At 45.4% G+C, this 13,880-nt stretch carries 18 protein-coding genes; all 18 read right to left on the reverse strand.

The window, feature by feature from the left end; translation table 11 throughout:
- On the reverse strand, positions 1-437 hold a 437-nt coding region (locus J2S20_RS10545; RefSeq protein WP_307255344.1), incomplete at its 3' end, for a lysozyme.
- 134 nt (positions 438-571) lie between these two features.
- On the reverse strand, positions 572-778 hold the full coding sequence (locus tag J2S20_RS10550; protein ID WP_307255345.1) for a hypothetical protein: 207 nt from the start codon (positions 776-778) through the stop codon (positions 572-574).
- A 96-nt stretch (positions 779-874) separates the two neighbouring features.
- Positions 875-1,141, reverse strand: a complete 267-nt coding sequence (locus J2S20_RS10555) for a phage holin family protein (RefSeq protein WP_307255346.1) — start codon at positions 1,139-1,141, stop codon at positions 875-877.
- A gap of 14 nt (positions 1,142-1,155) precedes the next feature.
- On the reverse strand, positions 1,156-1,473 hold the full coding sequence (locus J2S20_RS10560; RefSeq protein WP_307255347.1) for a hypothetical protein: 318 nt from the start codon (positions 1,471-1,473) through the stop codon (positions 1,156-1,158).
- A 15-nt stretch (positions 1,474-1,488) separates the two neighbouring features.
- On the reverse strand, positions 1,489-2,475 hold the full coding sequence (locus J2S20_RS10565) for a hypothetical protein (RefSeq protein ID WP_307255348.1): 987 nt from the start codon (positions 2,473-2,475) through the stop codon (positions 1,489-1,491).
- Positions 2,468-3,535 (reverse strand): hypothetical protein, encoded by a 1,068-nt coding sequence (locus J2S20_RS10570; RefSeq protein WP_307255349.1) that lies wholly within the window; start codon positions 3,533-3,535, stop codon positions 2,468-2,470. The genes J2S20_RS10565 and J2S20_RS10570 overlap by 8 nt, the downstream gene beginning before the upstream one ends.
- A 10-nt stretch (positions 3,536-3,545) precedes the next feature.
- A complete protein-coding gene (locus J2S20_RS10575) occupies positions 3,546-4,118 on the reverse strand; it encodes a phage tail protein (RefSeq protein ID WP_307255350.1) in 573 nt (190 codons plus the stop codon).
- A complete protein-coding gene (locus tag J2S20_RS10580; RefSeq protein WP_307255351.1) occupies positions 4,111-5,274 on the reverse strand; it encodes a baseplate assembly protein in 1,164 nt (387 codons plus the stop codon). The genes J2S20_RS10575 and J2S20_RS10580 overlap by 8 nt, the downstream gene beginning before the upstream one ends.
- Positions 5,267-5,566: a hypothetical protein gene (locus J2S20_RS10585; protein ID WP_307255352.1), complete on the reverse strand. Its 300-nt coding sequence runs from the start codon at positions 5,564-5,566 to the stop codon at positions 5,267-5,269. Before J2S20_RS10585 ends, J2S20_RS10580 begins: the two co-directional genes overlap by 8 nt.
- A gap of 9 nt (positions 5,567-5,575) precedes the next feature.
- The gene (locus J2S20_RS10590) at positions 5,576-5,971 is read right to left on the reverse strand and encodes a phage tail protein (protein ID WP_307255353.1); all 396 of its coding nucleotides are present in this window, start codon (positions 5,969-5,971) and stop codon (positions 5,576-5,578) included.
- A gap of 1 nt (position 5,972) precedes the next feature.
- Entirely contained in the window at positions 5,973-6,323 is a 351-nt protein-coding gene (locus J2S20_RS10595; protein WP_307255354.1) for a hypothetical protein, read from the reverse strand.
- 4 nt (positions 6,324-6,327) lie between these two features.
- Positions 6,328-7,374 (reverse strand): phage late control D family protein, encoded by a 1,047-nt coding sequence (locus tag J2S20_RS10600; RefSeq protein WP_307255355.1) that lies wholly within the window; start codon positions 7,372-7,374, stop codon positions 6,328-6,330.
- On the reverse strand, positions 7,364-7,594 hold the full coding sequence (locus J2S20_RS10605; protein ID WP_307255356.1) for a tail protein X: 231 nt from the start codon (positions 7,592-7,594) through the stop codon (positions 7,364-7,366). Before J2S20_RS10605 ends, J2S20_RS10600 begins: the two co-directional genes overlap by 11 nt.
- A 2-nt stretch (positions 7,595-7,596) precedes the next feature.
- Positions 7,597-10,782, reverse strand: a complete 3,186-nt coding sequence (locus tag J2S20_RS10610) for a phage tail tape measure protein (RefSeq protein WP_307255357.1) — start codon at positions 10,780-10,782, stop codon at positions 7,597-7,599.
- 127 nt (positions 10,783-10,909) lie between these two features.
- Positions 10,910-11,533, reverse strand: coding sequence for a phage tail assembly protein (locus J2S20_RS10615; RefSeq protein ID WP_307255358.1), 624 nt, complete (start codon positions 11,531-11,533; stop codon positions 10,910-10,912).
- Between the two features lie 63 nt (positions 11,534-11,596).
- Complete coding sequence (locus J2S20_RS10620; RefSeq protein WP_307255359.1) at positions 11,597-12,121, reverse strand: phage major tail tube protein; 525 nt, start codon at positions 12,119-12,121, stop codon at positions 11,597-11,599.
- Positions 12,122-12,133: 12 nt separating this feature from the next.
- Positions 12,134-13,579, reverse strand: coding sequence for a phage tail sheath family protein (locus J2S20_RS10625; protein ID WP_307255360.1), 1,446 nt, complete (start codon positions 13,577-13,579; stop codon positions 12,134-12,136).
- A 1-nt stretch (position 13,580) separates the two neighbouring features.
- Positions 13,581-13,877 carry a hypothetical protein gene (locus J2S20_RS10630; RefSeq protein WP_307255361.1) on the reverse strand — a complete coding sequence of 99 codons (297 nt, stop codon included), beginning with the start codon at positions 13,875-13,877 and terminating at the stop codon, positions 13,581-13,583.
- Positions 13,878-13,880 lie beyond the last annotated feature (3 nt).

The following is a 13,880-nucleotide window of genomic DNA, read 5'->3' on the forward strand; positions in this document are numbered from 1 at the left end:
TGTAAGAAAAGCTCAAGTTCTGCAAGCCTGCGCCGCTTGAGCCCCGCTATATGTCTGCCGCCCGCTCGGTCATGCGTTGGCCAGTCAGCAATAATTTCCTTCCGTGTGCGCCTCCCATCAGCAACAAGTCCTTTGATGGAGCCGATATTGTAGGCATAGCTCACCAGTGCATCAAACTCTGACTGCGTCCAGTGATAGGATCTGTCGTATTTATTGACTTTGGGTTCATACTTTGCAGCGATGGACTGCGCAAGCCATCCATCAGCCTGCACCTGTGTGATCTGCATCCCCGGAGTGATGTCTGCGCCTGTGATCTCCCTGTCGGCAGAAGTCGTCCCCCAGCCGATACTCCAGACCCCGGCGGCACACTGGTAGGCCTTCAGTCGGCAGCCTTCAAAGCTCTTTATCAGCGCAATCCCCTTTTCTGATATGTGCATTGAAAGTCTCCTTTAATTAAAATTTGCTTATTAAAGAAAAACGCAATTTCTTTTAATAAGGATTTCCTTAATCAAAAAAAATGCAATTCCTTTGAATATAAAGAAAAAGCCGCCCCGAAGGACGGCTTTATTACTCAGTCTCTGACTACGTTTCCATCCGGATCTGCGTGCCAACCGGAAACAATGGAAAGCTTACCGGTCTTGTCATCCCACTGCACACCCTTGTCCGGGCCCGTGTACTGCTTGAGGATGCTCATAAACTGAGAGCCCTCGTACTCTCTGCTCTTCGCTGCGGTCGCAAGTCTCTTCTCGATCTCTGCAAAATTCTTAGTATTCATCATAATGTTTTCCTCCATTAAAAAAGCCGGCCTTCTGCCGGGATAATAGTTGTGCTGCGATAACGCCCGCAGCTGCGAGATAGAAGGATCACCTCCTCCCTACTCTGCCTTGCTCAACTGCTTTCCGATCTGATTTGCGCCTGTAGCGGCAAGTCCGGACACGATTCCTACTGCTGCGGCACTGATGATGTCGTGCACCGGAAAATCAGGCATTACATTCATTCCGACAATTCCGAGCACGCAGCCCACGAGCCCGCAGATAACCGGAATCCACTTGTCATCCATAAAGCTTGCAGACTTACAAGCCATTCCGATCAAGTAGGCAATCACCGTAATGCTTACCACTCCTGCAATTCCAAAATCCATAGTCTTCCTCCTTCCTAATGAATAACATTTGCTAAACTCTGTATTACTACAACCACTAACCCGCCGACTATCGCCGTCACCAGCGTGGTCAATGCGGATTGTGTGACTGTCCCCAAAATCTTCCCCGGCTTACCCTCAAGGCACTTCAGCCTCTCTGATTGATCGGTCATGGCTGTAAGCATCTGCTCCATGTTGATGGAGAGCTTCTGCACCGCCATGGCGATCTCGCGGATCTGCTTGCCGTGCTCCTCGACAACATCCATACGGTGCTTAAGGCTGCCTATTTCATGATCGTGAGCTGTAAGCCTTGCTACAATCTCTTCGTCTGTCACGCGGCAAGCCCTCCTTTATTGAACAAACTCTATTCTTGAAATACCGGTTTCCCAGTCAACGCTATTGGAATTCCAGCGCCTGAATGTAACACTTAATTCATCTACACCAAGCGCATATTGTCCGTTTTTTCCACTCACATCCAACTCAGCGGTAAAATATTGTGTACCGCGTTGATCGCCTTGGCTGAAAACTGACTCACTATCAACATATTCAAAAGTTGTTTTATTAAACAACACGACTCTCATATAAAAATCATTAAAAACACCAATGTCGTTTTTATTTAAATCGCGTGATACTGCATATGCCGTTATTCGTATTTTTTTTAGAGGTGAAACATCCACCGTCGGCGTAAAATACAGGGGGGTTCCGTCCAAATAAAAATTATATCTATTATCTCGGTAATGTCCGCTGAATTTCCACGAACGTCCCCAGTCTGTCAGATTAGTTTTCTTCGCCACCCCCGAAAGCATTATTCCATCGAAGGTGGCACCATTAAAAGCCACGCCACCGTACCTTTGCTTGGCAATGTAGTCGATCTGCGATTTATTGAGCACAATTTCCGGATATCCTGAACCGGTTTTAGTGCGATAGGCTCCAAAAGGTATGCGCACCAATCCAACACTTGTTGACGATGCGACGGACACAGCATTGGTCTGACTGGCTCTATCTTCTAACGTTCCGGTTCTCTTTGCGCCGTTCACCCATGCGGTTCGGTTCTTAATAATATCCCCAACCGCAGCATTAGCACTCGTTTGTGAAGCGAGGCTATTAGCTGTCACATTCCCACTACCGTTGTGATAACCGGCAGGGATAGTGTATGAGCCCCCGCAGTTTAAAGAAGCAGTCTTTGCGCCGTTATTTACCATCGTTCCGGTTTGAAGCTCATCGCTGTCCTTGCCTCCGAAGGTTTTGCCTGCAAGCACGTCACTCTTCATAGCAGTCGCAGCATCACAGTCAACACCACCGCCACCTCCGGATTTAAGTAATAATGCCTCAGCCATAAAAATTCACCTCCTCCAGTTTTTCCCCTCTTACAAGAATCGTAAAATCATTAGAAGGTTTCTTACTGTAGCAATACAAAGTCAAAGTGTCTTTTCCCGTTTCAATCTTATCGACATTTCCGTAAGCCTTGCTTTGAGCTCTTACAACAGCAGGAGCCGAAGAAGTCTCAATGTGTAAACTAATGATAGGGCTGAAGTCTTCACGCATACCTTTGAGACTTACAGTCTGCTTATATGGTGCTTCATTACTCCATCCGGAAACTGGGATTTCTACTGTTTTCACCTCAACATATTTTTGCATTTGTTCAATAATCCTAATAAACAAATCTGCGTCAGCTTGACTCTCACTAAGCAAGTATTTGACTCTTCTATAAAGATTTGCCCCGGCAGGAACGAACTCCCAGTGCGATGGTGTCCAAGGTTCCCCCCCGTTGATGTCAGACTCACAAATATACGTCACTCCATCTCTGGTACAAGCTTCACCTTTGGCATAACTCTTCTTACTGTCATACTTATCTGCTGCACTGATTAACTTTCTAATTTCTGCAATATTATCTTTCAGATTTACAGCCTCTTTGATTTTTTCATCCCGAATTTCCAGCTCATAATCTAATGATGTTCGAGATACGAGGGCGCTTGTATCAACATTGACTTCTATATTCCCTTGTCCCGATATTTGAATCGTTGCCCAAAAGTTAAAGACAAAGTCTCCAGATTCTGTAGTTGAAGGAACAACGACACCCGATTCATCCTGATAGATAGCAATTAAAGCTTCTGTCCCTTCAACAGCTCCCCAGATTCCGATCTGATTGATCGTATAGCTCTGAGGTGTATTAAGACTTGTCACTTGAACTCTGATCTTGACCCCGCTTGCAATCTCCTTTTTTTCAATGATCTGAGCTATCTTTTTCTGAGACTTAAGCCCTGTTTGTTCCATCAAGAGCGCATTTGAAGCCGTCCCCATTCCAACAGCGGCTCGTGTGATTGTTAGAACTTTTCCGTTGAGGCACTTCTTAATCAATTCCTTTCCGGGATTTGTTATAACTGAATTTTCCCACATATCGATCTCCTTATACTCGGTTTACAGTAATACCATCTTCAATGATCTCCATTGCAAGGTTCGCAGATGCTGCATAAAGCATTGTTCTCCCAGATTGCGCAAATTCCACTCGGTCTAATACAGACGATTTTCTCTTTACATTATCAATAATGCTCCTGAATTCCGATAAAAGTTCTTTAGAATCAAGAGCATAATTTGTTCGTATGTAAAAATGATGCGGGTCTCCACTGTATTTCGGGCGCTCTATAATATTCCCGCCTTCAAAAAGAATATCAATGACCTGTTGAAGCGAAGCATTCGTTCCCGCCTGCATTCTCCAAAGTATTGAACCCTTTAAAAGTTCCCTTTTCTTTTCAATATCTAAGGTCTCTTTGTAATATGGCGCTCGTAATTCAAGGGCGAGATAATCTAAAACGTCTTCAGGCGTAGAGTTTATATCTGAAAGCAAATGTATCTTTTGTAGGCATGTCAGCATTCCCCGCATTCCCATTTTCAGGCAATATGAAAAAGCAATCCAGTCCGGAGATTCTTTGAAGATTGATGGAAGAAGATCTAAAATCTCTCCATCTTCGTATTTAATCATCTTCCAGCCCCCCATAAGTCACAGATTTTGTACGGAGCCTTGCGCAGTACCCATCCTTCACTACTGCATATTCTGGTGATTTGATAACCACTCTTTTAGCGCCCGCATTTTTGATGAACTTTATTAGCTCGTCCGGGTTAATGTCCCTTCCTATTGCAGACTGTTGCCATTTAATGTAAGAGCTGATTGCGGCGTCTATAGTCTTCTGAATCGTTTCCGCCTTAGAAGTATCACTCTTTCCAATATAATAGGTAAGGTTTACATCAAATTGTATCTGATCGGGCGCACTAACAGCGATCTCATCAGTTAACGGTTTGATTGTCGGGTCACTGATGTACTTCTGCAAGCTGCTAATGTATTCCTCGTTTGGAATTTCACCGCCAGCAGTCAGCACTTTGATAGAAATTTCCCCAGCAGATGGAACCATTACTTGTATGTCGGCCATAGCGGGATCATATTTTCTAGCATGGAATTTATAAGAGTCTTCCGAACCAGCTGTAGAATATGCGTCAGGAGCGAGGAATATACGCTCTCTTAGCTCTTCGTCCGTTTCAATATCTCTTCCGTTGGCAGAAGGAGTTACATTGCTTACAGCATCTACAAAAGGAATGCGGGTCTCCATAGCCTTGATCTCTCCGGCTTGATAGATATTTCCAGAAGTACCGGTTTTGCTGCAAACAGCAGGGACGTCCACATGCAAGTTTCCGGCATCGATCTCCATATATTCTGTCGTAGAAAAGAAAACACCATCACCCGCCGTTGCCCGGCTCCCCTTTGGGATGATGATTGCATTCTCTCTAGGCTCATTAATAGAAAACCTTAAAGTAACCGTAGACGCTGCCGCGGGAAGTCTTGAAATTCCTTTAAATGTTCCAAGGTTTTCAAGGAACCCCCCAATGGAATATTTCAACAGATTCATTTTCCCGGCAGAATCAACCATTTCAAAACCATGGAATAGATAATATGCAGCAACCTGAATCATGAGTCTTCTCTCATCTGCTTCTCCAAGAGTAATGGTTTCCCCTGTCACTTCCTTTCGTTTTTCAAGGAACCAATCAATCATTTGGTTGAGCAGCTTTTTTTGACCATCAACCGCATATTCTCCTATAAATGAAATATCTGGATAGTCATAAATGGTTTTCATTGAATCACCCATTGTCTTCTGTTTCCTCCATTCTGACCGTCACTGTGACCTTCCCATCTGAATCATATTGAAAACTCACTTCATCAATAGCTATTCTCGGCTCAAAGCGGTCGGCTTTTGTAACTAGTTCTGTCACATAATCGTTTTCAAGCTCTGGTGCCGTTTTCGACACCCCGGCCCAAGACAGGCCCAATTCCCTAGAAAGTGGAATTGTCCCTTCCGGAATCTTTGTTATATTTCTCAGGCATTCAACGGCGTCTCTCTCTTCAACATCTTCTTCCACCTCATCAAACCGAAGCTGCATATTGCCTCCTTAATTGTATTCCGTCATAGTAACGTCCAATTTCAAAGAATATATCTTTCCACGTTTCATTATTACGTCATAGTGAGAGGATAGTTCCGTAATGATTCCATGATGTAAAATACATTTCCCGCCAACAATAAGCGGGGCAACAATCCCGTGTTGCGCCGCGTCTTGCAGACGTCTTTCTACCTTCAGTGGTTTACGGCAATACATTGCGTCAAGCTCAATTGTGAACGTAACCTTCTCAAGATCGGGGCCCACAAACTCAACCTTCGGTTTTCTCCCTAACAAATTGTGAACATTGGTTCTGATTGGATAGGTCTTTGACATTTCTTTGAACGTCAAAATTCTATGATCTGATGTTTGAAATTTAATGATAGAACCCCAGTTTCCAATCTTTGACATATCACACCTTCTTCTCTACCGCAGAAACGCGCTGTTCTAATGCAGAAATTTTTGAAAGGATTCCCCCAATGCTCCCACCGCCTGCAATGTTAAATGATAGGTCAGTTCCCGTTGCACCAAGCATTACCGATTCCGGGTCAACGCGCCCTAGAACTACTCCATCCACTTCTGCGCCGGACATGTGAACCACCAAAACACAATCATCCTTCTTTAAGGTCTGTGCCGCACCAAAAGGCGCTAACACCGGAAGCATTTGTGTTGTTTCACCATTCCTGTGTGGGTAAAAAATTGACGCAGAATTATTTTCCGCATCATAAGAAGAAACATAACCGCATCTGATTTCTGTTCCCATAGCCTCACATCCTATCAAATATCTTGTATCCCTCTACCGACATACTTTCACCGCTTTGGGATAATGAGTGCGTTACAGAAGAGGTGTAATATTTCCCGTCACACCGTCCCATACCCAACACTTCAAAATTATCTGTAGCAAATAAGTTCACATTTGCCATAGCAGTAAAACTCATTGTGACTGCCTTCTCATTTTCTGAATTGATTCTTGCAGCAGCCTTCCGTCTTGCATCATCTTCCGAATCTGCTTTTTCTGACATGTACAGTATTCGAGGACCTTCTCCAACCAAAATGTCAATTGTTTTTGGGATCGGATTCCCGTTTTTATCTTTCTTATCTGTTTGGGCCTTTGTGGCCGGATTTGTGTAGGCTAAATGTGCCCCCGTATAAGTACCCGTCAATGTGGTATTCCAATCAAAGCTTTCAAAATCCGTCTTTGTAAAAACCTTTTTTACACCACGCGGCTCATATATCTTCTTATCAAAGATAACCAGTCCCTTCTTGTACACCTTGATGTTTAAGCCGTTATCCTCACAGAGTTTATACAGAAAATCGCTGTCAGTTTGATTATCCTGCGCTATTTTTTCCAACACAGGAGTGTCTCCATACCAAAACAGCGTTTCCATGCCATACTCTGACATCTTTTCCTCGGCAATCTGCTTAACTGTAGATTGTTCCCAGGTCTTTGACTTGGGGACGGTTAGGAAGTCCGTACTAGCTGGAATAGAAACCCCCTTGATCGTACATTGATATGGTGCGCCGGAATAACTAATATCGTCTATAGTAAAGTTCCCGCAGTGATATTTCAGTGCCGCAGCTCCAAGATGTTCCCAGCTTTCAAAATACATTGTGACATCAAGATCATGTTCTTTTTCCGGTATGAATTCCTTCATAAGCCAATCAGCATTCCTGTCGCAAAAAACAACACTGATCTCGTCCGAACGCCCTTTGTCGTTGTCTGTATAACTTATGCTTTCAACTCTTGCAGAAAGTCCGACCTCTTTCCCGTCATACAAAATTTCGGCTAGTACCCTCCTTGCTCTACCTTCCATTCAGCACCGACCTCCATGCGGGATAATCAGAAAGCGCCTCCTGTTTATCAGAAAGCGCCTCCTTGTCCGGGATATTAAGTTCTATGCCGGCGGGAAAGACCATGTAATCCAGCACATTCATGTTGGCTCCCATGAGCTGAGCACACATAAATTCATCACCATAGCATTTATATGCCGCCATGTCCCACGTGTCACCGCTGATTGTTACGTACTTTTTCATCATCAACCTCTTGCTAGGCTCAGTCTGCGTTTATTCGCTTCGTACTGATTCATAAAGCGTTCGAAGTCTTCAAATGTAACTCTGGTTACTCTGTGAAGCGTCTCTTCATCAGCATTGCCCTGTATGTTGTACTGCGGAGAGAAAATATATTGCGGAGATTGACTACCGCCATCCGCCCGGGCGCTTGAACTACTATCGCGGAAGCTCTTCAGCGAAACCTCTCTGCGCTTGCGGTTCATGCCAAGCATCTCTCCGGCCTTCATCCACGTGGCGATATTTGCGCTGCGGACACTGTTCCTGAAACTAATAACAGCCTCGCGTCCAGCTTCACCGGCTATGCTTGTTCCATTGGTAAAGCCACCATTAGCAAGTTTCGGGATTTTTGGAATATTGACCTTCATTCCCAAAACAGTCTTACCATTCAATTTGTCAAGTCCAGCATTGATAGCGCCAGTCACAGCATTGATTGGGGCTTTTACCAAATTTTTTATTGCTTCAAAGACATTTACAAATATATTTTTGACACCCTCTAGCGCTTGTTCTAAATTCCCTGAGAACACTCCGGTAATAAACTGAATCACACCATCAAAAGCACCTTTGATATTCTTGAACGCTTTTTCAATTCCTTCCCAAAGCCCGCTAATATAACTAAGGACTATCGGAACCACCACCGTTGCCACATCAAGGACCTTTGAGACGATAGCCTTAATAATCGGCATGAGGAACTTGATTCCTTCACCAATCATTTCAAGAACCGACATAATAACATTTCCCATACTGCTAAGAATGGATGAGATGTAAGGAGCCGCCGCAGTAAATATCGCTAATACTTTGGGAACCACAGTAGTGGTAATAAAACTGAATATTTCAAGCAGAATCGGTTTAACCGTTCCTGTCGCAAAGGACACCAGCTGGCCGATAAAGGTCATTACTGATTGAATAATCTGTTCAAGCCCGCCAAATGCTGCACCTGCGTCCTCGCCAAACATTCCGGTTATGGCCTCTTTCAGCGGGGCCAACGCTTCGGCAACTCCACCTTCCTTAAACAGCCCGGATATGAAATCGCCTACTTGCTGAATTTTACCCATAACTGTATCGAAGACCGCAACGCCGGCGTCACCGAAAGTATTTTGAATAATACCGCGAATGTCATCAAGATGATCCCCGAGTATACTAACCAGGGCAATGACGCCTGTGATTGCCCCAGCGATGGGAAGCCCTGTAGTAAGCAACCCTCCAAGCATTCCGGTGGCCGGGCTCATAATCCCGCCGAGAAGACCGACCCCTGCTTGAGCCATCCCGCCTATTCCAGAAGCGTTTTTTACAGCAGACGCACCAGAAACAATGTTGCCAAAATACTGCATCGGGGCAGTTCTCATGAGTGCGCCCGTTATGCCGCCGCCCTTTTTGAACCCTGTTATTTTGTCGGCAACTCCCATATATCTGCCGAGCGCGGCCTGATCACTTAAGCCCTCTGTGTTAAGGGACTTATGATTCATTATTCCGATAGCTGCACCTGAAAGTCTGTCAAATAAACCGCCTTTGCTCTTCCCTGTGGTAAGGCTTCCGGAGCCTCCAAACTCAGCGCCGATCTTCGCGGCGTTAAAAACGCCACCCACGCTGGCGGGAACCCCCGCAAGTCCTTTAGACATCCCGCCGAAAGCGCCGAACAATCCTCCGGATTTCTTCCCCCCTCCGGACTTCCCAAACAGCAAACTTCCTGCACCTCTCGCGATCCCCTCTATCTTTGGAGCAAATGTCATGGTCGCAAACATTCCTGCAAGACCGCCTAAGACCTCTAAAACCTTATCTCCGTGCTGTTCGATATAATCAAAGAACTTTTGCACATAGGGCAATGCTTTCTCCATCCCGTCGCCGAGCTTTTCTGCTCCCTTGCCCATCACGCGGGAAATGGTTTCTGCAAGCTTTGACAGTTCCGGCATATTCTTTCTGATTCGGTTCATTAGCCCGATCATCATTAAGGAAAATTCCTTTTTCGCGGGCAAGAAGGCCGTTCCGAAGTCAATCTTTAATGCCTTAAAGGAGTTTTGCATCATTGTGTTGATAGAATCACTCGTACCGGACTTGATGATAAACTCTCTTAGCATACTGCCGTTGTATTTATTCGGGTCGTTAACCATTTCCAGAGCGTCAATAAACGTCTGCATGTTCCCGACGATCTTAGATGAGCCTTCAACCGCCCACTGTCCAAACAGCGTAGATAAAATACCAACCTGTTTTGCCGGGTCATACTGATGTATGCGTTTAAATACATCCAACATCGTATTTACGCTATCAAGTTGCATGTTTTCAGCAACTGTCTGTGCATCTAATCCCAACTGTGCAAATGCCTCGCGCGCAGGTTTCGACAGTTTCTCTCCACTGGCAAGCGCCTTATAAATTCTCTTAACGCCTGTACCGGCTCGATCAGCCGCAACACCAGAAGCAAGCATAGCGTCTGCAAACGCAGCAGTGGTTTTCACGTCAATCCCTGCGATTTGTCCGTAGCTTCCTGTTTCGTTGACCACCTGTGCAATTTCCGCTGCCGTAGTCGCTGAATTTGCTCCCAAATAGTTAATTTGGTCTGCCAGAACCATGATCTGGTCATGATTCATATTAAAGGCTTTCTCCCACTTAGCCCCGTAATCTCCGGCCTGATCCGCGCTGATATCCCATGCAGTTCCGACCATTGCCATGTCTTTCAGAAAGCCATTAATGTTGCCGTGCATGTCCCGCTGAATCAGTTCTTCCATGCTCTTTCCGGACTGACCGGCTGCGGCGGCAAGCCTTGTGAGGTCTTCTGCTGTCATGGGAATCTGTGTACTCAGGTCAAGAATGGCCTCCGACATTGCTTTGTAGTTTTCTGCATAGGTTTTGCCGTTTTTAGTCTCTTTGGCAATGGTGTTGCTGATCTTTCCGTGAGCGTCTGCGAGGCCGTCCACGTACTTCACAACATCACCCATCTGCTTCTCAAAGCTCTCTGCCTCTTTGGTACAGGTGGCAATCGCCGCCACCGTCCCAACAGCAAGCGCTCCCATTGCTACAAGTCCGGTCTTGCCGACCTTGCTCATAGATCTTGAAAAACTGCTGATCTGACTTTGAGAAGATTTAATTGCCGCCGCAAGACTATGATCCATCTTTCCAGCGATCTTTATGCTTAGCTCTAGTGCTTTTCCATTTCCCGCCATGTTTCTACCACCTCATTGTTGATTTCAACGAACTCTTTCAGGGGAAGATTTAAGTAAAAATCAACGCCTGTATGAGTAGCCATTGCTAAACGTATGGCGGCTTTTCTAATTTCCTTAATCCCGCCCGTTACTCGAAAAAATTAGGATCATTAACCATCGCTTTCAGCTTCAACGTTTCGCAAATAGGCAAACCGGTGAAGAAAGTAATCGGCTGTCCTGTCGCCATGGACGCAAGAACGCAGGGATAGTAATAATTCAGTGAAGTCTCCGTAATCATGAAGCCTTCCCGCGCCATAGCATTTTCAGCTTCACTTTCATTCATAGCTGTAAGGTCTCCAATCCCGCTGAGATCAACTTCCTTATACGTTTTCTTCTCAAAGCTGTAGGGCGTCTCAAACTTCATAACATGTGTGCCTTCTTTTACTGACACATTGATAATCTCCCTGACAGCAGCAACCACCTGCTTGAACGTTCCACGCGGCATAAACTTAAAGAACTCTTCCGGATAATCGCTTCCCTTAACAGCAATTTGGCGTGCAAACGCAGAAGTTGTTTCAGTCAACATCGCCGTCGCAACTTCTCCCTGACCGAACAGCTCTTTCTGTGCGTCAACAGCATCCTTGATCTTTAAGTTTTCAACCTTACTGAGATTGATTTCTGTGTACTCAGTCCCTTCAAAAACGTAAGGCTTTATAAGTTTAACGACATGCTCGTTCTTCTCTTCTTGCATTTCGATTATTTTCTCGTTCATGTTTTCTCCTGTTTTGAACAAAGAAATACCCGCTTTCACGTATCGAAAGCGGGTATCACGTTATTAAGTTAAGCTCCGCACCTCAGAAAGCATATCCTCGCCGTTTACTTTGTACACGCCGTTCAGTTTGTCGATCTCAAGAACTGACTGCCCGTCAACCTCGATCATGATGTAGGTAAGCTCAAGCGTGACAGATGCCTCCATAGCCTCGCCCTTTTCAAGCTTCCCTGTCTTGAACTTTTTAACGCGTCCTCTTTCGACAACGCGAACTCCCTTGAATGCATATCCCCCGGTCTTATTATAAATCTGCTGAGCACCGCGGAATGTAATGTCCATGCTTTTGGTAGAATTAAGCATTTCAACGGCACTGCTGTAGAGCATGTTAAAATTGATTTCCTGCTCCAGGCTCTCAAACTGTCCAATGGTGGGACTGTCGATCTCTCCGCCAATTCCAGCACCCGAAAAAGTTCCGGTCTTCATGTTGATCTCGGGAAGATCAAGGCTTGCTCCCACACCGATCATTTCATTTCCAGAAAGATAAGCTTTCCACTCATTGATCTTCTCGGGAATAAAGTTGTTAGAAATCATTGATTATCCTCCTTATCCGTTCAGTGCCGCAACCAAAGCTTCCGGGTCGAACTCAATTACGTTTTCGATCACTTCAGCCGGGATATACGGAGCAATATACTGATGGAATCTCAGCACACCATCAAGAAGACTTGCTTCTGTGTTGTCAGACGGATTATAGACAAGCTCATAGCGCGCACACGCTCCCATGGACACCATGGCATTGCCGCGAACATTTTCACTGTCCACAATCGCCTCAATCTGACGTTTATTCGCCGGATTATCCACCCTCTCAAAATAAGACACGATAAATGTATTTGCCGCCCAGTTCATGAAGCGTCTCACATTTACCCATCTATCCTTCGGGTCTTTTGTTCCCGGATAAGCCGCCGTGTTGTTTCCCCAGAGCCGGAATCCCATTACATTAATAAAGGTTGCAACACCCTCACCATTCAGAACATTCGCCTGATTCAGATCAAGGACAACTTCTGTTCCGTCTGCAAGGCAAACCCCACTGACATTAATCCTCTTATTGCTGGGGCTAACATACGGTATTCCATCATTCTGCATGTCGGTTCTCGACATAACAGCTGCCGCAACGGAAGAACCGCTGTACACCTGACCGCCAACCTTTACAAACGGCCATATTGCATAAGCGTTTGCGCTGGAAATTCCCTGCGTATCTTTAACTCCCTTAACGTCACGATACTTTTTCGCGCCGCCTTCATCAGATTTGATATCAATGATAGCAAGCGACTTAAACGCTCCGTTAATGTTCTCTGTTTTAGCCTGTAACGCTGCCGCAACTTTGGCATCCATGCTGTATCTAGGGGCAAGCAAAACACCCGGAATAACATTCAGCTTTGGAAACACTTTTCTGATGGCCTCAATTCCGGTTTCTGTTCCACTCTCAGAATCAACTGCACCAACAATATCTTCTGCCTTGACCTTACTAGCGTCAAACTTCTTTCCGCTAATATTCAGTGAGGAGGCATCTGCGCCCTTTCCGCCTGGAACGACAGTAATTACAATGTTGCCGTCCTCATTATAAGAAGCAACATAGTCTGTAGTTTCAACCATAAGAGCTGAGGCGTTCTTCACTGTCAAGCCCTCAAGCATCATCCCCTGCACGGTCACCACTGCTCTTCCGTCCACAACAGAAACCGGTGTTTCACTTACAACTGCGTTGTGCTTTTTAGGATCAGCTACATTGATTAAGACAATCGGGGATACCTTTGCGAGCTGGAAAAATGCGCTCACAGCCTCACAAATCGTAAAGCTTGCAAAATCAGAACTGTATCCCATGAACTCCTTAGCCTCTTCAAATGTCTCCACAAGAATCGGCTCATTTACCTTTGCCTCTTTAGTCATGTAAACCGGCGCAGTTCCAATTACTACGGGAATCGCAGCGTTACCAGTGTTCGGTGCGCTGACGCTTGTTGCCCGCTCACTTACATAGACACCATGCTTATATGGCATATTATTTACCTCCGCTTATTTTCTGTAACTGCATCAACATTTCGTGTGCCGCGCTCTCTTTGGAATTGATCTTCTGAAACATCTTCGGAAAATCATCCAAATCAACCAAAAAGCTTTTTGCAAGGGGAACCGCTTCAATAAACTGCTTCAGTTCATTCGGAATCCCCCCAACAAACACCGTGTACTGCTCAACCACACCTCTGATAGTCCCGCCGCACCAGACAAGTTTTTCCCTTGCCCTTTTTACCGGCTCTTTCTTTTGCTCAGTCGGCTGAGCTTCAATCTTTTTCTTTTCCATAGT

This window comes from Moryella indoligenes, from assembly GCF_030812885.1.
GTDB lineage: Bacteria > Bacillota > Clostridia > Lachnospirales > Lachnospiraceae > Moryella > Moryella indoligenes.